The 19,703-nt window shown below is 62.7% G+C and carries 29 protein-coding genes; 8 read left to right on the plus strand and 21 right to left on the minus strand.

The genetic code is table 11. The annotated features are described in order from the left end of the window. The first annotated feature begins 2 nt into the window (after positions 1-2). Positions 3-2,123: a TonB-dependent hemoglobin/transferrin/lactoferrin family receptor gene (locus IQ26_RS17890; protein ID WP_145719612.1), complete on the plus strand. Its 2,121-nt coding sequence runs from the start codon at positions 3-5 to the stop codon at positions 2,121-2,123. Between the two features lie 2 nt (positions 2,124-2,125). Further along, positions 2,126-3,211 carry a siderophore-interacting protein gene (locus tag IQ26_RS17895; RefSeq protein WP_145719614.1) on the plus strand — a complete coding sequence of 362 codons (1,086 nt, stop codon included), beginning with the start codon at positions 2,126-2,128 and terminating at the stop codon, positions 3,209-3,211. 58 nt (positions 3,212-3,269) lie between these two features. Here the strand turns inward: IQ26_RS17895 and IQ26_RS17900 are convergent, their stop codons facing one another. The 10 genes from IQ26_RS17900 to IQ26_RS17945 all read right to left on the minus strand — a co-directional run bounded on the left by IQ26_RS17900 (position 3,270) and on the right by IQ26_RS17945 (position 12,455). After that, a complete protein-coding gene (locus IQ26_RS17900) occupies positions 3,270-3,707 on the minus strand; it encodes an aconitase X swivel domain-containing protein (RefSeq protein ID WP_145719616.1) in 438 nt (145 codons plus the stop codon). Next, on the minus strand, positions 3,704-4,954 hold the full coding sequence (locus IQ26_RS17905; RefSeq protein WP_145719618.1) for an aconitase X: 1,251 nt from the start codon (positions 4,952-4,954) through the stop codon (positions 3,704-3,706). Before IQ26_RS17905 ends, IQ26_RS17900 begins: the two co-directional genes overlap by 4 nt. Before the next feature lie 63 nt (positions 4,955-5,017). Beyond that, entirely contained in the window at positions 5,018-6,085 is a 1,068-nt protein-coding gene (locus IQ26_RS17910; RefSeq protein ID WP_145719620.1) for an ABC transporter ATP-binding protein, read from the minus strand. Beyond that, on the minus strand, positions 6,085-6,873 hold the full coding sequence (locus IQ26_RS17915) for an ABC transporter permease (RefSeq protein ID WP_145719622.1): 789 nt from the start codon (positions 6,871-6,873) through the stop codon (positions 6,085-6,087). The genes IQ26_RS17910 and IQ26_RS17915 overlap by 1 nt, the downstream gene beginning before the upstream one ends. Next, the gene (locus IQ26_RS17920; RefSeq protein ID WP_145719624.1) at positions 6,873-7,742 is read right to left on the minus strand and encodes an ABC transporter permease; all 870 of its coding nucleotides are present in this window, start codon (positions 7,740-7,742) and stop codon (positions 6,873-6,875) included. The genes IQ26_RS17915 and IQ26_RS17920 overlap by 1 nt, the downstream gene beginning before the upstream one ends. A 27-nt stretch (positions 7,743-7,769) precedes the next feature. Beyond that, positions 7,770-8,831, minus strand: coding sequence for an ABC transporter substrate-binding protein (locus IQ26_RS17925; RefSeq protein ID WP_145719626.1), 1,062 nt, complete (start codon positions 8,829-8,831; stop codon positions 7,770-7,772). Between the two features lie 55 nt (positions 8,832-8,886). Continuing rightward, positions 8,887-9,861: a PfkB family carbohydrate kinase gene (locus IQ26_RS17930; RefSeq protein ID WP_145719628.1), complete on the minus strand. Its 975-nt coding sequence runs from the start codon at positions 9,859-9,861 to the stop codon at positions 8,887-8,889. After that, positions 9,858-10,901, minus strand: coding sequence for an ADP-ribosylglycohydrolase family protein (locus IQ26_RS17935; RefSeq protein ID WP_145719630.1), 1,044 nt, complete (start codon positions 10,899-10,901; stop codon positions 9,858-9,860). The genes IQ26_RS17930 and IQ26_RS17935 overlap by 4 nt, the downstream gene beginning before the upstream one ends. A 3-nt stretch (positions 10,902-10,904) precedes the next feature. Next, positions 10,905-11,630 carry a GntR family transcriptional regulator gene (locus tag IQ26_RS17940; protein WP_145719632.1) on the minus strand — a complete coding sequence of 242 codons (726 nt, stop codon included), beginning with the start codon at positions 11,628-11,630 and terminating at the stop codon, positions 10,905-10,907. Between the two features lie 276 nt (positions 11,631-11,906). Next, entirely contained in the window at positions 11,907-12,455 is a 549-nt protein-coding gene (locus IQ26_RS17945; RefSeq protein ID WP_145719634.1) for a hypothetical protein, read from the minus strand. Positions 12,456-12,880: 425 nt separating this feature from the next. Here IQ26_RS17945 and IQ26_RS17950 point away from each other — a divergent pair, with 425 nt between their 5' ends. Beyond that, positions 12,881-13,207 carry a hypothetical protein gene (locus IQ26_RS17950; protein ID WP_145719636.1) on the plus strand — a complete coding sequence of 109 codons (327 nt, stop codon included), beginning with the start codon at positions 12,881-12,883 and terminating at the stop codon, positions 13,205-13,207. A gap of 156 nt (positions 13,208-13,363) precedes the next feature. Here IQ26_RS17950 and IQ26_RS17955 read toward each other — a convergent pair whose 3' ends face one another. The 4 genes from IQ26_RS17955 to IQ26_RS17970 form a co-directional block, all read right to left on the minus strand. After that, on the minus strand, positions 13,364-13,609 hold the full coding sequence (locus IQ26_RS17955) for a DUF2934 domain-containing protein (RefSeq protein WP_145719638.1): 246 nt from the start codon (positions 13,607-13,609) through the stop codon (positions 13,364-13,366). 94 nt (positions 13,610-13,703) lie between these two features. After that, complete coding sequence (locus IQ26_RS17960) at positions 13,704-13,904, minus strand: hypothetical protein (protein WP_126043069.1); 201 nt, start codon at positions 13,902-13,904, stop codon at positions 13,704-13,706. A 107-nt stretch (positions 13,905-14,011) separates the two neighbouring features. Continuing rightward, complete coding sequence (locus IQ26_RS17965) at positions 14,012-14,311, minus strand: DUF1236 domain-containing protein (RefSeq protein ID WP_145719640.1); 300 nt, start codon at positions 14,309-14,311, stop codon at positions 14,012-14,014. A 327-nt stretch (positions 14,312-14,638) separates the two neighbouring features. Next, positions 14,639-14,980, minus strand: a complete 342-nt coding sequence (locus IQ26_RS17970) for a hypothetical protein (protein ID WP_145719642.1) — start codon at positions 14,978-14,980, stop codon at positions 14,639-14,641. A 235-nt stretch (positions 14,981-15,215) separates the two neighbouring features. Here IQ26_RS17970 and IQ26_RS39735 point away from each other — a divergent pair, with 235 nt between their 5' ends. Continuing rightward, on the plus strand, positions 15,216-15,362 hold the full coding sequence (locus IQ26_RS39735; protein WP_167522693.1) for a hypothetical protein: 147 nt from the start codon (positions 15,216-15,218) through the stop codon (positions 15,360-15,362). A gap of 56 nt (positions 15,363-15,418) precedes the next feature. On the opposite strand, the gene IQ26_RS17975 is transcribed toward IQ26_RS39735, so the two are convergent. The 6 genes from IQ26_RS17975 to IQ26_RS18000 form a co-directional block, all read right to left on the minus strand. Continuing rightward, positions 15,419-15,712, minus strand: coding sequence for a hypothetical protein (locus IQ26_RS17975; RefSeq protein WP_145719644.1), 294 nt, complete (start codon positions 15,710-15,712; stop codon positions 15,419-15,421). A gap of 117 nt (positions 15,713-15,829) precedes the next feature. Continuing rightward, positions 15,830-16,174 carry a hypothetical protein gene (locus IQ26_RS17980; RefSeq protein WP_162457999.1) on the minus strand — a complete coding sequence of 115 codons (345 nt, stop codon included), beginning with the start codon at positions 16,172-16,174 and terminating at the stop codon, positions 15,830-15,832. Beyond that, complete coding sequence (locus IQ26_RS17985; protein ID WP_145719646.1) at positions 16,153-16,350, minus strand: hypothetical protein; 198 nt, start codon at positions 16,348-16,350, stop codon at positions 16,153-16,155. Before IQ26_RS17985 ends, IQ26_RS17980 begins: the two co-directional genes overlap by 22 nt. After that, positions 16,335-16,601 carry a hypothetical protein gene (locus IQ26_RS17990; protein ID WP_145719647.1) on the minus strand — a complete coding sequence of 89 codons (267 nt, stop codon included), beginning with the start codon at positions 16,599-16,601 and terminating at the stop codon, positions 16,335-16,337. The genes IQ26_RS17985 and IQ26_RS17990 overlap by 16 nt, the downstream gene beginning before the upstream one ends. A gap of 1 nt (position 16,602) precedes the next feature. Next, positions 16,603-16,821 (minus strand): hypothetical protein, encoded by a 219-nt coding sequence (locus IQ26_RS17995; RefSeq protein ID WP_145719649.1) that lies wholly within the window; start codon positions 16,819-16,821, stop codon positions 16,603-16,605. Next, positions 16,818-17,636, minus strand: a complete 819-nt coding sequence (locus IQ26_RS18000; protein ID WP_145719651.1) for an N-acetylmuramidase family protein — start codon at positions 17,634-17,636, stop codon at positions 16,818-16,820. The genes IQ26_RS17995 and IQ26_RS18000 overlap by 4 nt, the downstream gene beginning before the upstream one ends. A 90-nt stretch (positions 17,637-17,726) precedes the next feature. Here IQ26_RS18000 and IQ26_RS18005 point away from each other — a divergent pair, with 90 nt between their 5' ends. The 4 genes from IQ26_RS18005 to IQ26_RS39740 all read left to right on the plus strand — a co-directional run bounded on the left by IQ26_RS18005 (position 17,727) and on the right by IQ26_RS39740 (position 18,885). Continuing rightward, positions 17,727-17,912, plus strand: coding sequence for a hypothetical protein (locus IQ26_RS18005; protein WP_145719653.1), 186 nt, complete (start codon positions 17,727-17,729; stop codon positions 17,910-17,912). Positions 17,913-18,035: 123 nt separating this feature from the next. Next, positions 18,036-18,251: a hypothetical protein gene (locus IQ26_RS18010; protein WP_145719655.1), complete on the plus strand. Its 216-nt coding sequence runs from the start codon at positions 18,036-18,038 to the stop codon at positions 18,249-18,251. A 115-nt stretch (positions 18,252-18,366) separates the two neighbouring features. Continuing rightward, positions 18,367-18,567 (plus strand): hypothetical protein, encoded by a 201-nt coding sequence (locus tag IQ26_RS18015; protein WP_145719657.1) that lies wholly within the window; start codon positions 18,367-18,369, stop codon positions 18,565-18,567. A gap of 141 nt (positions 18,568-18,708) precedes the next feature. Beyond that, a complete protein-coding gene (locus IQ26_RS39740; RefSeq protein WP_167522694.1) occupies positions 18,709-18,885 on the plus strand; it encodes a hypothetical protein in 177 nt (58 codons plus the stop codon). A 494-nt stretch (positions 18,886-19,379) separates the two neighbouring features. On the opposite strand, the gene IQ26_RS18020 is transcribed toward IQ26_RS39740, so the two are convergent. Further along, on the minus strand, positions 19,380-19,703 hold a 324-nt coding region (locus IQ26_RS18020; protein ID WP_145719659.1), incomplete at its 5' end, for a transposase.

Raw genomic sequence — 19,703 nt, forward strand, 5'->3', positions numbered from 1 at the left:
ACATGAAACTGACAAACAATACGACCTTGATGGCGAGCACCGCGCTCGCCTTCGCGCTCGGCCTGTGCGCCGCGCCGCAGGCCAACGCGCAGGAACAGGAAAAGAAGGCTGCCGCGAAGACCGGCCGCCTGGCGCCGGCCAATGCAGCACAGGATCAGCCGGCGACCACGCTCGATGTCATCACCATTTCAGCGACGATGATCAAGACAGCGGTGATCGAATCGATGGCCGCCATCAGCGCCATCGATCAGGAAGAGCTCGACCGCATCCAGCCCGACACCGCCGCCGACATCTTTCGCACCACGCCCGGTGTCGCCGCCTCGATGAACGGCGACGATCCGGCCACCGCCATCAACATTCGTGGCCTGGAACAATATGGCCGCGTGGTGGTGACGCTCGACGGTGCGCGCCAGGACTATTGGCGCGTCGGCCATGGTTCGGGATCGTTCTATGTCGAGCCCGACCTGATCAAGGAAGCCACCGTCATTCGCGGCCCGGTGTCCAACGCCTATGGCTCGGGTGGCATCGGCGGCGTTGTCTCCTTCGAGACCAAGGATGCCGGCGACTTCCTCAAGCCGGAGGAGCGCTGGGCGCTGAGCGAGAAGCTTGGCTATGAAAGCAATGGCGACGGCTTCACCACCAGCACCACAGGCGCCTACCGCTTCAGCGACGACGCCGATATCATCGGCAATCTCATCTGCCGCGACCGAGACAGCTACACCGACGGCAATGGCGACACGGTGCCATGGACCGGCGAGAGCATCACCAGCGGCTATATGAAGGCAACGCTGCGGCCGGCCGACGGCCACGAGCTGAAGCTCGGCGCCATCCTGCAACGCTACAGCGACCAGATCACCGGTTCGAGCGGCTCGACCTCGCCGACGCTCAGTCGCTACGACACCAACACGACCAACCAGACCTACACAGCAGCCTACACCTGGAAGCCTGATGACAACGCGCTGATCGACTTCAGCGCCAACGCCTACCACAACCGCACGCGCGCCGAGCAGACGCAGGTCTGGCCGATTTCCGCGATCGGTAACTTCCGCTACTACGACGTCGCCACGACGGGCTTCAACGTCAAGAACTCTTCGCGTTTCGATGCCTGGGAGATGGCCCACACGCTGACCTACGGGCTCGACTACTACTATCTGGAGGCCTCGTCGGAAGCCGCGCATTTCGGCGCCGGCGAGCAGCAGGGCTACGGTGGCTTCCTGCAATGGCAGGGCGACTATGAGAACTGGCTGCAGCTCATCGCCACCATGCGCTATGACGGCTATCAGCTCGACGGCGAGACCAACACCGTGCCGCCGGAGGAAGCCTCGATCTCGGGGCACCGATGGTCGCCGCGCCTCACCGTAGGCGTGACGCCGCTCGAAGGCTTTCAGCTCTACGGCACCTATTCCGAAGGCTACCGGGCGCCAGGCCTGCAGGACGTTTATCGCGGCGGCGGTGCGCATGGTGGTGCCGACACCTACGAGCCTAACCTGCTCCTCCAGCCCGAAACGGCGAAAAGCTGGGAGGCGGGCGTCAATTTAAAATACGACGACGTGCTGAGCCCGGGCGACCTGTTTCGCGCCAAGGTCAACGTCTTCCACACCGATATCGAGGACTATATCGATGTCGACCTGACCGTCCTGCCGCGCACGGCGATCAATATCGGGGACGCACGGCTGAAGGGCATCGAGGCCGAAGCCGTCTACGACTATGGCTGGGGCTTTGTGAACCTGGCCGGCGCCCTGATCGACGCCAAGGTCGTCAGCGGCGTTTACTCCGGCCAAGCGCTGAACAACACGCCGCTCGACCGCTTCTCGGCGACCCTCGGCTTCAGGATGCTGGAAGACCAGCTCACCGTCGGCGCGCAATATCTGAGCATAGGAAAGATAACCCGCACAAGCCGCACCAATCCGAACGCCGTGCCGGTCGTCAATGACGGCTTTGACCTCGTCAATGTCTTCGCGAACTGGCGCATCAATGACCATGCCAGGCTCGATTTCGGCGTCGATAACATCTTCAACACCGCCTACACCGACCCGCAAAGCGCCTGGTCGACGTCGGCGGCAACGGAACAGGGCAAGGGCCGCAACTTCAAGGTGGCGCTGACCGGCAGGATCGGAGGTTGAGGGTGACGGAAGCATCGGCAAGCGAACTGGCCTGCGAGGCACGCCTAAACCTGCGCAACCTGCCGCTTTACATGGACCGCATCAGCGACAGGCTGCAGAGCTTCGATGCCGATGCCTCGAAGGAGGGACAGCGGATCGATTTCCGCTTCGCCTTTGGCGGCGCGTCCTTCGACATGGACCGGCTGGTGATGCGGGCCAACGCCGCCGACCGCGATGGGCTGGCGCGCATCAAGGATCTGCTGGCCACCGCGGTCGAGGTCTATGCCAGGGATGAAAACCCCGAGATCGTCTGGACCGGCGATCTCGCCGATGACACTCGCCTCGCCCAGTTCCGCGAGATGGTCGTCACCCAAGTCGGCGATCTTACGCCGCTTATGCGCCGCATCCGCTTCGCAGGCGAGGATCTGGAACGTTTTGCGAAATTTGGCGGCATGCACATCCGCATGCTGTTCCCGACCAGCGAAGTGCCCGATCCGCTCTGGCCCGTGCTCGGCAGCAATGGTCTGCCGATCTGGCCATCGGATGACCGGCGCCCGGTGGCGCGCGTGTATACGATACGGGCGCTCGACTTGGAAAAGGGCATCATCGACGTCGATTTCCTGATCCACCCCGGCGACAGCGTCGGCGCGCACTGGGCCATGCGCGCGGCACCAGGCATGAAAATCGGCATCATGGGGCCGGTTGGCCGCCCGGTGCGGCAGGCATCTTGGTATCTCATGGGCGCCGACGAAACCGGCCTGCCGGCGCTGGCGCGGCTATTGGAGACGCTGCCGGCCGAGACCAACGGCATTGCCTTCGTCGAGATCGCCGATGATGGCGAACGACAGGAGATCGCCAATGCCACTGGCATCGAGCTGCACTGGCTGACACGGAACGGTGTCGCGGCCGAAGCCGACGAGCGGCTGACGAATGCCGTGCGGTCCGTGGAGTGGCCTCGCAACGGCTCGGCCTTCGGCTGGTTTGCGGCGGAAGCGGCTGCCGCGAGGACGGTGCGCGAGCACTGGCGCGGCACGCTCGGGCTTGGCCGCGACCAGACGTTGGCTGCGGCCTATTGGCGGCGCGGTGCTGCCGGACTGATGGCCGGCTAGAGCATGATCCCGAAAAGTTGCAGACTTTTCGGACAAGATCATGCGTAAAAACAAATACTTAGGTCAGGCTCACTATCGCTTGCGCACCCTCGCCGACGCCGATCGCGATCCGGTCGCCGGAGACAATGCCTGATATGTCGCAGACGACCAGCGGCATGCTGATGTCGTAGAGGAATTCGGCGACGATGGCGCCGACGGCAAGGATCGGATCCGGCCGCTCCAGGATGATACCGGCTGGCGCCGTGCCCTTGCGGATCGCCTCGGCAAGAACCGACGAGGACGACGACGAGCCTCGCCCGCTCGCCATGACCAGGATCTGGCCGGCGACATTGCCGCCCAGCTCGGCAAGCGAATGGTCGATGATATCGCCGGTCTCGGCATCGACACCGCCCCAGAAACTGAGCGCTTGCGAAAGCACAAGCGCCGAGCCTTGCGCCTCGCCGGCAAGTTGGAAAATGCCAATTCTGTCCCGGGCTCGCCTGTCTTGCTCACTCATCGCGCACCCCGCACGACATGGCCGGCCGCGGCGGAACGGATGCAGTCTGTCATGTCGCCGAAGGCCACCGAGACGCCGATATTGCCGGGCGCATAATGCGCCCATTTGCCGGAATTGGTCATCACCACGCCGTCGAGCCGCTCGAGGATCGCGGTGACGTAGGTGCAGGTGTCGGCGACTGGAATAAGCCCGAACACCTCCATGCCGGCCAGCACCCCCTCATCCTGCAAACGCGTCAGCGTCGCGCGCCCGGTGTTGACGTAGATCGGAATGCCCCTGCCCGGCGCGACCTTTCGCAGCAATGGCAACAGCCGCATCCATTCGTCATGCGAGAAATGCGGCGTGCCCAGTGACACGGCCGCCAAAGGCGCACCGTCGGCTACGCTCGATAACCTGGTCAGCGCATCGTCGAGGTCGGCACGCGTGATGCGGATTACCTCCTCTGGCGCCATGCCATGAAACGCCTCTTCGAGCGTGTTCGCTTCCGGCGTGATGCCACCCGCATGGAATAGCGCCACAGCGCCGGTCGTCGCCGCTGCGGCGCCAAGCGCTTTCAACTGATCCTCATCGCGCGGTCTTGGCAGGCCCGAGATCACGGGGATGCGATCGCCACTCGCTTGCCCGATGATCAGCCCGACGCCGACGAACAGGGCATCGCGCGGTTCCGGGTCAGGATCGACCAACTCGAACAGAACCTGGCCGCGCCGGTTTTCGCTCAAGTGCAGGCCCCATGCCGGCGCGCGTCCGGTCATCGCGCAGCACAAATCGATGAAATCGCCATAGCGGTTGGTCCGTGCCCCGATCACCGAATTGGCAAAGACGATGGCATTGGATTCCCCCCACGCAATCTGCTGGCCGAAACGTGGCCGGAACCGCGTCTGATAGGGCGCGCAGGTGAAGGTCGCCTGGCAGCCGAGTTCCAGATGCGCCTTCATCAGCCGGCGCGCCGGCGCCTCTTGCGACGGCGGCATCTTCATCATGCCGGGATGGATGAGATCGAACGAGCCGACATTGAGAGTTGTCGGCACCTTGACCCGCCCTCCGCCCTCGACAAGCCGCTCAACGAAATCAAGGCCAGCCTTGCCGTGATAGAGGCAGCCATCGATATGGGCTCCAGCAATATCCAGCAGCTTCCGCGCCCCGATCGCGTTGGAAAAGGCGACCAGTATCTTCATGGCGGCGGTCACGGCCGGGCCTTGCTCGCCCTGCAGCATCGACTGGTCATCGGCCATCAATTCCAGCGTCATCGGCATGCTCCGGTGCCCCACTATGCCCGACAGAGGGAGTGGGAGGATCGCCAACTTTTCAGCTTAGTTCGCCGCGATCAACACCGTGCTCTCCGGCGACCAGCTGAGCATCACATCCTGCCCCTCCGCCAGCCGCTCGATGCCGGTGTTCTGCACGATGACCTTGAGCGTCTGGCCGTCGCGTTCGACGAAATAGGTGCTGTTGTTGCCGGCGAAGATGCGCTTGGAAACCTGGCCACGCAGCATATTGCCATTGGTCTGGTCCGCGCTTCCGGCATTGGTGGCGATGCGGATCCGTTCGGGCCGCACGGCGCAGCTCGCCTTGGCGCCGGCTGCGAGCGTCGCGCCAGCCCCTGCGGCGATCGCCGTGCCGTCGGGCAGTCGGATGCCGGTGCCGGTGGTGTCGCCGCGCAATATGTTGGCATCGCCGAGGAAGGTCGCAGCGAACTCGCTCTTCGGGCTGTCGTAGATCTCCTCCGGCGGCCCCTCCTGCACCAGCCGACCGTCGCGCAAGATGCCGATGCGGTCGCTCATCGTCAGCGCCTCTTCCTGGTCGTGGGTGACGAAGATGGTGGTGATGCCGATCTCGCGCTGGATGCGTTTCAACTCGATCTGCATGTCGACGCGCAGCGCCTTGTCGAGCGCGCCCAATGGCTCGTCGAGCAAAAGCACGCGCGGCTTGGTGACGATGGCGCGCGCCAGCGCGACGCGTTGGCGCTGACCGCCGGACAGTTGGTGCGGTCTCCGGCTGCCGAGCTTGCCGAGCTGCACGAGGTCGAGCGCGCGCTGTACCTCGGCGGCAATCACCGCCTTGGCTTCGCCACGCACCGACAGGCCGAAGGCGACATTGTCGGCAACGCTCATATTGGGAAACAGCGCGTAGTTCTGGAACACCATGCCGATGCGCCGCTTTTCGACCGGCACCCGCTCGACGCTCTCGCCGCCGATCGCAATGCGGCCGGAGTCGGGAAAATCGAAGCCGGCGATCTGTCGCAAGAGCGTGGTCTTGCCGCTACCGGACGGGCCAAGCAGCGCGTAGAAGCCGCCATCGGCGAAATCGATGGAGACGTCGTCCAGCGCCTTGTGCGCTCCAAAACTGCGCGACACGTTCGATACCTGCACGCCGGCCATTATTTCTCTCCGCCGAATTTGAAGAAGCGCGCCGTAAGCAGCATCAGCGCCATGGAGACGACGATGATGATCGTCGAGACCGCGTTGATCTCGGGCGTGAAACCCTTGCGGATCGCGGCGTAGATTTCGACCGGCAACGTCGTCTGGCCCGGCGTCGACAGGAAGTAGGAGACCACGAACTGGTCGAACGACACGGCAAAGGCAAACAAGCCGCCGGCGATGACGCCCGGCATGATCCAGGGCAGCGTCACGCGCGAAGTCACCTGCCACTGGGTGGCGCCGAGCGAGCGCGCCGCCTCTTCCAGTTCCGGCGCAAAGGTCTGCAGCCGGGCCGAGACGACGACGATGACATAGGGCAGCGCCAACGCCACATGGCCGAGCAGGATTGCAAACAGCCCCCGCCCGATGCCGACACCGAAGAAGAAGATCAGCATCGCCGTGCCGGTGATCAGCCACGGAATGGCGATCGGCGGAAACAACAGTGCCTGCAGGAATTTCTTGCCGCGAAATTCATAGCGGTAGAGCGCCAGAGATGCCGCCGAGCCAAGCACCGTGCAAATCACGGTGGTGATGACCGCAATCTTGATGCTGTTCCAAGTTGCCGAGATCAACTGGTCGTTCTGCCACAGCGAGGCATACCACTCCGTCGTCCATTCGAACGGCAATTGGTAGAAGGGCGAGACGTTGAACGACATCAGCGCCATGATGATGATCGGGAGATAGAGGAAGGCGAGCAGCAGCCAGACGTAGACACGGCCAAGCCATTCCAGGATACGCGTCGTCGCCATCACGCAGCCCTCTTCAGCACCGGCGATGCCAGCGCCAGCATAACCAGCACGACGGCCAGCAGGATGAAGGAGAGTGCCGCGCCGAGCGGCCAGTTGAAGACGGCGACGAACTGGTCCTCGATGATCGTACCGTAAAAAGTACCGGTACGGCCGCCGAGGATGCGCGGTTCCATGAAGGAGCCAACAACAGGCACGAAAATGAGTGCGGCGCCGGCCACCAATCCGGGCATGGCCAGCGGGACGATCACCCGTTTCAGCATTTGCAGCCGCGAGGCGCCAAGCGAGCGCCCGGCCTCGATCAGCGAATCGTCGATCGCCTGAAGTGTGAGATAACAGGTCAGCACCATGTAGGGCACGTAGGAATGGACCAGCCCGATGATGACGGCTGGATAGGAATACATAAGGTCGATGTTGATCTCGAACGGCAGCGCGGCGTTGAGCGCCGTGTCGAGAATGCCGCCTTCGCGAAGCACCATCGCCCACGAGAAGATGCGCACCAGCCCGTTCGACCAGAACGGCAGGATGACGAGCAGGAAGATTGCCTCGCGGCTGCGCCCCTTCAGCACCTTGGCCAGCACATAGGCCGCGGGATAGCCGATGACGACACACCACAGCGTCACTTCGAGCCCGAGCCTGAGCGACGCCAGCAGCAGCGTCGGATACAGCCCTTGCGAGAAGAAGGTCATGTAGTTGTCTAGCGTGAACGACCACGCCTTCCCCGACAGCGGCAGATCCGTCATGAACGAGAAGAACACCATGGCCGACAGCGGCAGAAAGATCGCCACCGTCAGCCAGAGATAGGCGGGCAGGAGCAAAGGCAAAGCCGATCGCAATCCGCTCCTCGAACCGACAGCGACCTGTCCGGCCATACGCCGCTCCTCCCCGAAAGCCTGCCGTTACTTCACGTTGACCTTCAACTCCTGCCACAGCGCCAAATAGGCCTCGCGCTGCGCGTCGGTGATCGGCGCCTGGAACTGGATGCGCTTGGCGACATCAGGATCGCCCATCACCTTGCGGTTGAAAGCGTCTTCGGGAAGCGCTTCCACCGCCTTGGTGTTGGCCGACACCGGCGCGCCAACCTTGGTGACCCATTCGACATAGAAGCCAGGGTCGATCATATAGTTGATGAAGGCCTCGGCGCCGGCGACGTTCTTGGACCCGACCGGAATGGAAAAGGCGTCGAGCCAGGCGACGGCACCTTCCTGCGGGATGACCAGCGAGACCGGCAGCTTGAAATGCGTCTTGGCGCGATCGGCCGAGCCGCTCCAGTAGGTGCCGATGTCGATCTGGTTGGAGGCAACCATCTGGTTCCAGTCGTTCTCCGAGCTCCAGAATGTCTTGATCTGCGGCATGAGCGAGGTCAATTTCGCCTTGACCGCCTCCATGTCCTTGATGTCGTTGATGTTCTGGCCGGTGGCGATGGCTCCGAACTGAACCGCTTCGACAGCGTCGTCGCGAATGACCACGCGGCCCTTATGGGCTTCGTTCCACATTTCGGCGATGCTGGTCGGCGGCGTCTCGAAGGACTTCTCGTTGATGGCGAGCGCCGTAAGGCCCCACACCCATGGCACGCCATTGACCTTGCCGTCACGGGCGAGCATCGGCGAGCCCGCCTTGTCCGGGCTGATATCGGCATAGTTGGGAATCTTGGAAACATCGATCGGCTGGATCAGTTTTTCCGCCATCGCCTGGTCGTTGAAGGCGGCGTTGATCATGACGACGTCGTAGAGGCCGGGATTGGTCCTGAGCTTGGTCAGCATTTCCTGTTCGGAATTGAAGAAGTCATTGACGACTTTGTTGCCGGTCGCCTTCTCGAAGGCGGCGACGGCCCACGGCTCGTCGGCGCCGTAGCCCTTCCAGTTGAGCACATGCACCTCGTCGGCCTTGGCAGCCAGCGTCAGTGCAGAAGCGAAGACGGCGATTGACGTCAGAAAAGCAGTCGGTTTGGGCATGCGCATGTTCGTTCCTCTCATTGTCTGCCCGGTTGGCGGGCTTGTTACGTCATTCAGGCTGTCAGAAACGGGCCTCTTGCTTCCGGCCATGCGCGGTCGTCGACCGATCGCCATGGCTGAGGAATGTCTGGATCTCCTGATCGGTTGGCGCCGACGACCCGCCATGGCGGGTGACCGAGAGCGCCGCCGCCGCATTGGCGTAGCGCGCTGCCTCGAAAGGCTGCACACCGCGAGACAGCGCGCTGACGAAGGCGCCGATATGCGTGTCGCCGGCGCCGTTGGTGTCTATTGCCTCGACCTTGAAGCCGGACACGGACTGCGCGGTGCCGTCAGCCAGCCGCAAGAAGCAGCCTTTTGCACCGGCGCGGACGACCACGCCAATCGCCTTCGGACAGTGGTCGGCCAGAAGCCTTGCCGCGACAGCTTCGATATCGCCAGGACAAGCGATCTCGGCCGCTTCCGTTGCGTTGCAGCTCAGCCAGGTTGTACAAGCGAGCACGCGGGAAAGGATGCCACGTGGAATGTCTGATATTATCGGGGTCGGGTCGAAGACGAAGGGCGTTTCAGCCGGCAGCGTCTCGATCCAGTCGGTGAGCGCATCACGGCTGCCGGGATAGCTCAGCGTGTAGCCGGAGGTGAATACCCAATCCCCCGGCTCGACCGACACCGGCGCCATCAGGGCGCGGGTGAGCACGCCTTCCGCGCCCGGCCACGACACGAAAGTGCGTTCCGCATCTCTGCTGATCAGCGCGACGCAATTGCCGCTGTCCATCACCGGGGATGGCGGCGTCAGCGTTTCGATGCCTTCGGCAGCGAAGGCAGCGCGCAGGAAATCGCCATTGGGTCCGCTGCCGAGCTGGCCGCCGAACACGACCTTCATGCCGGTTCGGCTGGCCGCGACCATCATATTGAAGCCGCCGCCGGCAACCTGGGCAAAACTCGATGCCGTCTTCTCCGTGCCGGGCGCTGGCAAGGCGTCGATGCGGTAGACATAGTCCACCACCGCGCTGCCGACATGGACGAGACGCCCGCTCATGCCGCCGCGTCCTTGCCTGAACTGCTTTTCGCCATCCGCGCCGCGACCAGGTCGGCGGCGAGCGCGCGCACCTGCACAATGTCGATGCCTTTGAGTCGGGCGATGTGCTCCTGTGGCAATCGGGAAAAACCCGTGCAGGCGCCGGCCATGCCGGCGGCGATAGCGCCGATCGTATCGGTGTCGCCGCCGAGATTGGCGCTGATGATGGCCGCCTGCCAGGGATCGCCGCCTGCGATTTCCAGCACCGCGAAGGCCGCGGGAACCGATTCCTGGCAGGCAACGCCGGTGCCGATCAGGTCGACGATCAGCCGGATTCCATCGGCGACAGCCTTGCCGCGAACGAGGCCCCTCGCCCAGTCGATGCGCGCGGCGATGTCGCCCCCGGTGATCCAATGGCCGAGTGCCGCGCCGCGCTTCGCAGCCGCGACCGCACGATCCGAGGCCGCACGCCAGTCGCCGCCGACAACGCCGCAGCTGACGGCGGCGGCAACGGCTGCAGCCGAGGCAATGGCGATCGAGGTGTTGTGCGTCGCGCGGCAAGTTTCCGCAACCTTGGCGACCAGTGCGTCGAGCGGCTCCAGAGGCATCATGATGCCGACCGGCGCGATGCGCATCGCCGCACCATTGGTGTCGCCGCCGCTCCCCGCTTCCTCGGCCGGCACGCCGTCATTGATGGCGTCGATGGCGCGCTTGGTCGATGGTCCGAGCAGATCGTAGCTGCCGCGCGCCTTGACCTCGCGCTCCCAGTCGAGCAGCGCGTTTACCCAGCCCGTGTGATCGAAGCCATCGCCTGAAACAACGAGGATACGGCCAAGCAGCAGCGCCTGTTCGGTGTCGTCGGTAATGGTGCCGGCCGGCAGCCCTTTCGACACCGGATGGTCGGCGACGGGCGCAACGAAATCCTCGACATGGCCATAGAGCTCGGCGATGCGTGCTGGCGACAGCAACTGCGTTGGCATGCCGAGCGCATCGCCCAGCGCACCGCCGATGAACGCGCCCATCGCCCGGTCGATCGTCTCGGCCAAAGCCATGTCCGGCATGGGTCAGAACTCCAGATGAAGGGCGAAATGCGCCGGATTGAGCAGGCTGGCGACATACTCGATGGCGCGACCGTCGGCGGCCCGCGTCAACCGCCGCGTGCGCAGGAACGGTGCGCCAGGCGAACAGTCGAGAATGGCCGCGTCCTCGGCGCTCAGCATCTCGATATCGACCCATTCCTCGCCGTGATCGGGGACCAGCCCCGCCCCACGCAACGTCTGGTGCAGCGAGCCCTCGCGCAGGCCGCGCAACGGCACATCCTCCAGTTCGGGCGATAGCGGCAACCGGCTGCGCTCGATCGAGATGGCATGGCCGTCTTCAGCGTTGGTGCGGACACGGTCAACGGCGATGAAGAACGGACTTTCAACGCCGAGCCTGACAGCGAGATCGGCATCCTGCATGACTTCGAGCCTGAGCGTGCGCGTGTCGGCATTCGCGCCGGCGTTGGCCAGCGCCCGCGACCAGCCGACCGCGTCGTCGACCGGCATGCCATCGAAGGTGACGAACGAACCGATGCCGACCCTGGTGGTGATCAGTCCGCGGCTCGACAGTTCTTCGAGACCCTTACGGATGGTGTTGCGGCTGACGGAAAAGCGTTGGACGAGCGCGTTCTCGCTCTGCAGGCGGTCGCCGAAACCGAGCACGCCGGAGCGGATCTCGTGTTCGAGGACGGTTGCGATCCGCTCCGGCTTGCCCGTTCCGGGAGACGATAGATTGGTGCGGCGCGCCATGGAATACCTGTTCAGTATACCTGTATAATCCTGTTCAATATCGTGGCGCGGCAGTCATGTCAACGGCTCGTGGCTAGTACGCTTATTGCGTTCCCCGGCATCCCCTCGCCGGGCAAGCCCTCATGCCGGCACGATTGCGTCAAGAACGCAAAAAGCCCGCCACTCGGCGTGGCGGGCTTTTTTGACGAACCGTAGGCTAGGAGAGTGTAAACGAAGCCTCACGGCTGGTTCGACACTTCCATTCCGGTAGCATCTGGCGCTCCGGATGCACCTGGCTTAGCGGCGCGCGACCAGCAGGCACAGCTGGCGCAGGTCGCGATCGTAGATCCCTTCGCTGCTGAGTACATCCACGCAACGCTTCTTCATCCTCATCAACTGGCTCTTCGACATGTCGGCGACGACGCCGGGGAGGCCGGGATTATTCGGGTTGCTCGGATTGCTCGGACTGGTTGGGCTGGTTCCACCGATACCGATGCCGAGACCGGCATTGATGCCGCTGCCAACACCGACGCCGGCACCAGCGGTGAGGCCGCTCGAACCGCCAACCGATGCGCCGGCGCCAGCATTAATACCCTCGTTGCCGCCAACCGACGCCCCCAGGCCAGCATTGATGCCACTGCCGCCACCGACAGAGGCGCCCAGTCCAGCGTTGATGCCACCGCCGCCACCGACGGAGGCGCCCAGTCCAGCGTTGATGCCACCGCCGCCGCCGACGGAGGCACCAGCGCCGACGCTAATTCCGCCGGCATTCGCCGGCATTGAAAGCATGAAGATAACTGCACCGCTCACCAGCGCGCCGGGGATTGTTTTCAGTGTAAATGTCATAACACTCTCCTTGCTGTATTTACCGAGCAGACGGGAATATCGCCGGCCGCGTTACATAGTGCACACAAGGAAAGTTACCGATTTCTTTTCAGGAATCCTTCCTTAAAATTATAGTGTAAATTTGCAAAATAGTTGATAAAAACTTTTATTGAAAATTTTCGATAACTTTCTACACCTGGACGGCGAATGGCGCGTCAAGAAAAAGTCTGATGATCTTTTGATATTCGTGACGTCTTCAGCCACGATCGGACAGGTGATCTCACTGATCGAGGAACTCGCGCATCAGGCACAGAGGAACGATACTTGCGGCGCAGCTGATCACCAATGGTTCGTTGCTGTCTTGAATTTTATGGGAACCTTCGCCACTCCGAGCGGTTTTTTCTATAGTCGCAAATGCGGCGACAAGCGAAAAATGGAGACAAACCATGCTTACAAAAATCCTCGCAGCGTCCGTGCTCGCCGCCGGTCTGGCCACCTCTGCGATGGCCCAGAATGCCAGCGACCCAGACGCTGACATGGGTACCGGCAGCGATAGAAGCGTCGTCACCGACCCGGCCCCGATCGATCCGAACCTGGCCGATCCGAATGCTGTCGATTACGGAACTACCGGTAGCATCATGGGGCCTGACGGCTTGAATTCCAATGCCGATCAGAACTGCCCTATAAGCCCGCAGGGCGCGATGCCTGATGCGTCGAATAAGGCCCCTGGCACGGTTTCACCGACCGTCAACGACAACCATTGCGGCAAGTAGCCGAGATCGAACTTCGGAAATTCACGCTTTTGCTTTTCGGCCGCGGCACGGACAGAGTTTCGTCCCGCGGCCGAAACGCCATATGTTCGGCTGTTCAGATAGCTGATCGCCAATAAAGCTGATCGCCGATTTTGTGCTGGAGACTGCCCGGTGATGCTAGCTCGCTGCAGCCTTGCGCGGCCGGGCAGCCTTTGGCTTGGTGTTCTTAGGCCTGCCATCCTTGGCCTTGTCGGCCGCCGGCTTTTTCGGCTGAGCCGCCTTCGCTTTTGGCTTGCCCTCCTCACTGTCGATCTCGGCGGTGGCCTGGTCCCAATGCTGCTGATGCGCGCCGTCGGGCCGACCGGCTTGCTCCCAGATCGTGTGGGCCCGCCGACGAATGCGTTCCTGCCTGTCGTCCGTCATTGTCGCCTCCATCGCATCAAATCCTTGAGCGACAACTGTTTAGCTGAAATTTCGATCGGCGTCTTGAGCGGCCCCAGCCTAGTCGGCCAGAAGCCTAGTCGGACAGAACCGCGACACCGAGGAGTGCTGCCTTCTTGGTGATCAGCCCCGCCAGATCCGCGTCCGAGCGCTCCGTTCCAGTTCGCTCACGCACCGCTGCAATCAGTTCCTTCATCGACAACAGGGCAGTGCCCCGTTCAGCAAGCAATTTGTCGACAGATGCGGCCACATTGGCTGACTCGACATGCGGCAACATGGAAATGGCCCCTTTCCGTCCCGCGACAGGACGATCAGCAGCCGGCGGCCCGCCGGCGAGCCGCCGCTCCCTCCTTGCGTCTTCCCGAGAGAGAGCGGCGGGTGAGGTTAATCGATAACCTGCACGATCCTGCGTGTGCCGGGGTCGACCAGCACGGTGTGATTGTCGACGACCACATATCTGTATTCCACGTCGGGAATCGGCTGAAGTTCAACCGTGTCGGGCAATGTGGAACCGACATTGAGCTCCACACCCAGAAGGCTGATCGAGGCCAGCGGCTGCCTGTCCACATATTCGCGGATGACCGTCTGCTGCTCGGGCGTGACAATCACCTGGTCTGCGGTGGCCACGCCGACACCGGCGAGCAGAACCAGCCCGGCGGCGGCAGGAACAAGGTGGATTTTCATCGTCTTCTCCTGTCTGGTTGCGGGCTCCGCCTTCCACACTCGGGAACGGCGGGCCTAGATTGCAAACGCCCACGCAACCTTCTTGTTCCGTCAGTGGCGGCTAATTGATCGCAGGCCTGATGCGTTGCGGCGAGCAATCGCAATGACCCGCGTTCCTGTCGCAGGAACGCGGGCCGATCGGATTTCCCGATCAGCAGCGATACCGGTGGGGGGATGATATCGACTGCATCGGAAGAAACATTTAGCAAATACTAATGTTCCGCCTGACAGCGAAAAAAGCCGGCCGACGTCGGGCACCGTCAGGCGCGGGACAGGCAAATGGCCAGCCTATTGTTTCGGCGGCTGCGCCGGCACCTCGCCGGGCTTGATCACCGGCGTCTTGCCTTCGTCCGAAGGCAGTGCGGTCATACCTTGATCGCCCGTCGGAGGCGGCAGCAGCACGCCGTTGCAGGGGTCAAGCGTGTCAGTCAAGCTATTGTTGCTGACACCGTTGTTGACGGGCGGCTTCTGCTGCTGGCCGTTCTGCGGTTCGGCCTGGCAGGGTCCGGAATGGGTAGGCGCCTGGTCGGGTGCCTGGTTGTCCGTCTGGGCGGCAACCGGCGCCGCCAATGCCAGTGCGCCCAGCACGCCCATCCTCAACGTGCTTGGCAAGAAAACAAAAGATCTCATGTCGGGCTCCTTCCCGCGAAGGATCATCTCCTTGCCAAAGCAGGAGGGCCGCGATTGGTTCCCGCATGCGGCAACGCGCCCCGAATCCATACTGGCTCCGTTACTCCTGTTCGACCGACGATAGCTTTTTGGCCGGCAACGGAGATGACATACGTCGAAGACGCAAAAAACGCCCCGTTTCCGGGGCGGGGCATGTTGAGAAATCGTTAATCAGCGATTGCTACTATAGCGGATCATGACCAAGGACCTCGGAAACGCCGTCAGGAACATCCCCAGGGAACCGGCCCGGAGCTCCGCTCTCAGCCGGGTGGCGCCGGCCTTGTTTCCCCTGGTGGTCGTCGCGCTTGGATATCTGGTCGGCTGGCAATTCTTCGGCTTCTAGAGCATCGGATCCCTCGGCTTCGCGCGAAAATCCTTGAATCGGGCGCCGGCCGCCTCTCAGTCCGGAAAATCGAAGACCGGTTCCTCGCATCGATGGACCCGACATTGACCGTCACGCGTCCAGACATAGGCGGCGGTCGGCACCTCGGGCCAGTCGCACTCATTGCCGAATTGGCGGACATATCGATCATAGGTGTTGCGGCCGGTCGTCAGGACGACCGCGCGTCGGCTCTGGATCAGCTGCTGCGTCTGTTCGCATGTCATGGTGCGCGCATCCGGCCGGGCGTGGGCCATGCTTGTGGCCGCAAGCAGGATCGCTGCGGCTGTCGAGGCTATCGGGCGAGCTGGCATGGTGTATCCTCACGAGGGTCGTGCCTAACGCGCACCTTCGCTCGTGGTTCCGCAACCTTCAACCGGAGCGGCATCTCTCGCGGGAAGGCTGTTACGGCGGTGCAATAAGACAGGCGCTCACTCCTCCTTCTCCGGCTTGAACCGCTTCACCACCACCTCGAAGACGATGTCCGAGATCCACATCGCCGACACGCCGATGAGGAACGCCGCGGCCAGCGTCGTGGTGTCATCGTCGGCCGACGGAACAGACAGGCCGGTGGCACGGAAATATTGCACCACCGGAAGCGTCAGGTACGCTGCCGCCAGCGCGCCGCAGATCGGCGACGCAACCATCTCGCGGACCTTGTAGCGGTGGCGCGACAAGGCGCGCAAAATGCCGCCGGAAAGGCCGGCGACCACGACCGGCGCCTTGATGCCGAGCGTATCGAGGAGCTCGTGTATCATGGCCTCCACCCGCACCATCTGGCGCCCTTCCCATTGTAGGCATTCACTTCGTCGAGCTCGGGCCGCGTCATGGCGGCGACGACGACCGCGGACGGACGGCGCGGCTCGTTATGGTCGCACCAGACCTGACGCGCCGGCGAAACCGGCGTTGTGCATCCGGCGAGCAATAGACAGAGGATCAGTGCCTTGCCCATCGCATTGCCTCCCGCCGCGCCGCTTCGTCCGGAAGGTCGCGCGCCGCGCGTTCGGCATCGGTCGCCTCGCGGTCCATTTCGAGGCGATCCTGCGCGGCGGCGAGTTTTTCCGCCGCCTGTTTCGCCGCGTCCTGCTTCGCCCGGCTGATGCCACCGGCGACGTAGAGGCCGATGTCGCCGGCCAGCGCGGCGAAGATCGCCATGATCGTCTTGTTGTCGGCGAGCGCGCTCAGCATGGAGAGCACCCACATCTCAATTGCCCTCCACTGCAGGCTGTTTTCTGACGAGGCCGGCGATGCCGTCGCGGACAACATTCATCAGGATCTTGAGCAGGCTCAGCACCCCGGTGACCTTGAGCGCTAGGGCGGCGTCGATGCCGAACATCGTCCAGTCGAAACCGACCAGACTGGTAAGCAGCAGGATCAGCACATTGATCAGATTGTGTGCGGCATTCGTATTGAACCACTTCATGGTTTTGCCTTTCGAAACAAAGAGGGGGCCTTTCGAAACAAAGAGAGGATTGCGGCGACCAAGGGGGCCAGGACTGCGGCCCAGAGTCCGGACCGGTCCGTAGACTTGCCCGGCTCTGCCTTCGGAAGCGAGGGCGTGGGACCGTTCAGTTGCGGAGCCTGTGGGGTCGGGACAGGCGCTGGCTGTGGAGGCTGCGCTGGGGCAACGGGCTGCCACGGCGTGTCCTTGATGCGCGACCACTTGCGGAACGCGTCGGCAAGCCGGGTGTCGTAGGCGTTCTTCCTGTAGGACGCGCCATTGTAGCCCTTGGCAAAGCCTGCCCAATCGTGATTGCGCAGTTTGTCGTCGAGCCGGTTCGCGGCGATGAAATTGACCGCCGCCGCCAGCTGCAGCGCCTCGTCCTCCATCATGGCTTCGACCATGGCCTGCACGGTGAGGAAGCCGGCCGCCTTGAAATTTTCGCCGAGAACCTGGCCGAGACCCCACGACGCCGATCTGAGCGCCGCGGTCTCGTCGATCGCGCAGGCGGCTTTCAGGCGCGGGTAGCTGTCCCGGGGATAAGGTTTTTCGCCCCAACGGGGATAGGCAAGGCCAGCCGCGACAGCTTGCGCCCGCGCCGCCCCCGACAGGTTGCGGAAGAAGACATGCGGCTCGAACAGGATGATCGGCCGGCCCTGGGCGTCGAAGCCGTGCCCGCCGGTCTCGACATCGAGAAAGGCGTGGATCTCATCCTCGCCGACGCCGATCCTGGCGCCAAGCCTCGGCAGATCGAGATCGTCCAGGCGCCTGGCGGCGCCCTTGAAAATGGTGTCCATGCTTGTCCTTTCCGCCCTCGCGGGCAGGTTGATGTTTGCGAGCGATTGTGTGAAATGAGACCAAGGGGGATGACAGGGGAGGATTTGCCCATGTCGCAAGGCGAAGGAACGGCCGCGGCGCGCTGGACGGTGAAGGCCGAACTCCGCGCAGTGGGCCGCGACAAGACCCTGCTTGTGGCGCTGGCAGCGGTCGTCTGTCTCTATAGCGGTCTGGTCGCCGGCCCGATCCTCTATGCGTTCCTGGCCATCCAGGGCATGGCGGATTTCTTCAAGTGACGGTGTCGGGCATTTGAGAACAGCTCCATACGTGTCGCCGCCTGAACCGAAATTGCTTGGCCGGTATGAAACTGCTCCCATGAACCGTTCGTACCTTGTGGGAGACAAGGTGCGGGAGGGCACGTGACAATCAGGATCAGGCTTCCGGGCGGAACCCTTAAGATCAAGAAAAAAGACGAGCTGCGCCGCCGCGAGCAAAAGCGCCAGGTTCCGGTCTGGCAGGTCGGAAGTTACTTCATCGTCTGGTGGCCGAGCAGCATGTCGGATCGTCCGTCCTCGATCAAAAAACGCGGGGCACACGACCGCGCACCGGATGATCCTGACCACGCCCCGCACTGACGTTCGCGCCGGCTTCCTTTCGGAAATAGCCCCCAGAAATAGTCAAGGATCGGCCATTGACTCTTCCGCAACGGAAGCTCTCTTATTGCTGCGTTGCACAATGGGGTTGGGAGCAATGGCAGTGCGTATCAGGTTGCCGGGCGGCACCTTGAAGATGAAGATTTATCGTGAATTGCGCGCCCGCGAGCGCGAGCGCCGCGTACCTGTCGTCAAGATCGGTTCGGTCTATTTAACCTGGTGGTCGAACAGTCGGCCTCCTTTGAACGACCAACTGGGTGCGCCCGACGATCCTGACCGGCCCAAGCCAACGCCTTGAGCCTCATCGGGCGCCTGCGCTCAAATCCTTCCGGAAATAGTCAGAAAATCTCGCCCATCGGCTGTTGACTCTTCCGCAAGGGAAGTTCTCTAATTGCTGCATTGCACATCAATCTTGCGTTGCACGGCGGGAATTGAACCGATGGCAGTGCGTATCAAATTGCCGGGCGGCACTCTGAAGATGAAAGTCTATCGCGAATTGCGGGGACGGGAACGCGAGCGCCGCGTGCCGGTCATGAAGATCGGTTCGCTGTATTTTATCTGGTGGTCGAACAGCCAGCACGGCTCCCACGACAAGCCGCAAAACAGCCATCAGTAGGCGTTGCGCCATCCGGCTGCGTATTGGGCTTCAGCCGAGCGTGGCTTCGGATGCGCAAAAAAGTCGGCAGCCAGATGCGCCAGCAGACGCCGCCCAGATTATCGACCGGCGAGACGGAAGCCGCTTGGTACAAGTCTATCTGCAGCTCTTTTGCCACAGGCCGTGTCGAGGCAAATGAATTGGAGCGTGAACACCCTACCGTCACGCTTGCAAAGCGCCGCCGCTTGCCGCAAATGATGGGGTTGGGCCAAGAGGATCGCCAGACCGTGAATACGGACTTGCCGAGAGAGAGAATACCAACCTGCGATTTTCGGTCCAGGCGATCGACAATCGGCGAATTCCTATGGCTTTGATGCAGAAGAATGACGAGAGCGAGGCAAAGAAAGCCTTCGATGATCTCTGTGCCCACTTCTACTGGCGACACCTATTCCCTTGTGATGGAGGTAACATCATCGTCGACCGGCCGCGGCTGAGACCGCTAAAGCGTGTCGCGATTAATCGGCCTCATATCCAGCAGCTTTGAAGAAGTTTCGGCACTGAGTGGGGTCGAAGAGGTCGCAGATGTCGCCGAGCGCATGGCAGAGCGCCTCGAAGGTTCTGGCCGCCTTCTTGCGCAGCAGCGTCTTGAGCTTCGAGAAAGCCATTTCGATCGGGTTGAGATCAGGTGAGTATGGCGGCAGGAACAGCATCCATGCGCCGCGTCGGCGCACCAGTTCGTGGGCCCGCTCGCTCTTGTGGAACCCGACATTGTCGAGGATGACGACATCGCCGGGCTCAAGTTCGGGCGCCAGTTGCGTCTCGACCCAGCTCTCGAAGCG

It is taken from the genome of Mesorhizobium tianshanense, from assembly GCF_007830515.1.
Classification (GTDB): Bacteria; Pseudomonadota; Alphaproteobacteria; order Rhizobiales; family Rhizobiaceae; genus Mesorhizobium; species Mesorhizobium tianshanense.

Bases quoted from the DNA above. Each gene is read 5' to 3' on its own strand.
- IQ26_RS17890 (WP_145719612.1), top strand. From the start codon at position 3: ATGAAACTGACAAACAATACGACCTTGATGGCGAGCACCGCGCTCGCC.
- IQ26_RS17900 (WP_145719616.1), bottom strand. From the start codon at position 3,707: ATGAGTGAGCAAGACAGGCGAGCCCGGGACAGAATTGGCATTTTCCAA.
- IQ26_RS17905 (WP_145719618.1), bottom strand. From the start codon at position 4,954: ATGACGCTGGAATTGATGGCCGATGACCAGTCGATGCTGCAGGGCGAG.
- IQ26_RS17910 (WP_145719620.1), bottom strand. From the start codon at position 6,085: ATGGCCGGCGTGCAGGTATCGAACGTGTCGCGCAGTTTTGGAGCGCAC.
- IQ26_RS17915 (WP_145719622.1), bottom strand. From the start codon at position 6,873: ATGGCGACGACGCGTATCCTGGAATGGCTTGGCCGTGTCTACGTCTGG.
- IQ26_RS17920 (WP_145719624.1), bottom strand. From the start codon at position 7,742: ATGGCCGGACAGGTCGCTGTCGGTTCGAGGAGCGGATTGCGATCGGCT.
- IQ26_RS17925 (WP_145719626.1), bottom strand. From the start codon at position 8,831: ATGCGCATGCCCAAACCGACTGCTTTTCTGACGTCAATCGCCGTCTTC.
- IQ26_RS17930 (WP_145719628.1), bottom strand. From the start codon at position 9,861: ATGAGCGGGCGTCTCGTCCATGTCGGCAGCGCGGTGGTGGACTATGTC.
- IQ26_RS17935 (WP_145719630.1), bottom strand. From the start codon at position 10,901: ATGCCGGACATGGCTTTGGCCGAGACGATCGACCGGGCGATGGGCGCG.
- IQ26_RS17940 (WP_145719632.1), bottom strand. From the start codon at position 11,630: ATGGCGCGCCGCACCAATCTATCGTCTCCCGGAACGGGCAAGCCGGAG.
- IQ26_RS17945 (WP_145719634.1), bottom strand. From the start codon at position 12,455: ATGACATTTACACTGAAAACAATCCCCGGCGCGCTGGTGAGCGGTGCA.
- IQ26_RS17950 (WP_145719636.1), top strand. From the start codon at position 12,881: ATGCTTACAAAAATCCTCGCAGCGTCCGTGCTCGCCGCCGGTCTGGCC.
- IQ26_RS17955 (WP_145719638.1), bottom strand. From the start codon at position 13,609: ATGACGGACGACAGGCAGGAACGCATTCGTCGGCGGGCCCACACGATC.
- IQ26_RS17960 (WP_126043069.1), bottom strand. From the start codon at position 13,904: ATGTTGCCGCATGTCGAGTCAGCCAATGTGGCCGCATCTGTCGACAAA.
- IQ26_RS17965 (WP_145719640.1), bottom strand. From the start codon at position 14,311: ATGAAAATCCACCTTGTTCCTGCCGCCGCCGGGCTGGTTCTGCTCGCC.
- IQ26_RS17970 (WP_145719642.1), bottom strand. From the start codon at position 14,980: ATGAGATCTTTTGTTTTCTTGCCAAGCACGTTGAGGATGGGCGTGCTG.
- IQ26_RS39735 (WP_167522693.1), top strand. From the start codon at position 15,216: ATGACCAAGGACCTCGGAAACGCCGTCAGGAACATCCCCAGGGAACCG.
- IQ26_RS17975 (WP_145719644.1), bottom strand. From the start codon at position 15,712: ATGCCAGCTCGCCCGATAGCCTCGACAGCCGCAGCGATCCTGCTTGCG.
- IQ26_RS17980 (WP_162457999.1), bottom strand. From the start codon at position 16,174: ATGGTGCGGGTGGAGGCCATGATACACGAGCTCCTCGATACGCTCGGC.
- IQ26_RS17985 (WP_145719646.1), bottom strand. From the start codon at position 16,350: ATGGGCAAGGCACTGATCCTCTGTCTATTGCTCGCCGGATGCACAACG.
- IQ26_RS17990 (WP_145719647.1), bottom strand. From the start codon at position 16,601: ATGTGGGTGCTCTCCATGCTGAGCGCGCTCGCCGACAACAAGACGATC.
- IQ26_RS17995 (WP_145719649.1), bottom strand. From the start codon at position 16,821: ATGAAGTGGTTCAATACGAATGCCGCACACAATCTGATCAATGTGCTG.
- IQ26_RS18000 (WP_145719651.1), bottom strand. From the start codon at position 17,636: ATGGACACCATTTTCAAGGGCGCCGCCAGGCGCCTGGACGATCTCGAT.
- IQ26_RS18005 (WP_145719653.1), top strand. From the start codon at position 17,727: ATGTCGCAAGGCGAAGGAACGGCCGCGGCGCGCTGGACGGTGAAGGCC.
- IQ26_RS18015 (WP_145719657.1), top strand. From the start codon at position 18,367: ATGGCAGTGCGTATCAGGTTGCCGGGCGGCACCTTGAAGATGAAGATT.
- IQ26_RS39740 (WP_167522694.1), top strand. From the start codon at position 18,709: ATGGCAGTGCGTATCAAATTGCCGGGCGGCACTCTGAAGATGAAAGTC.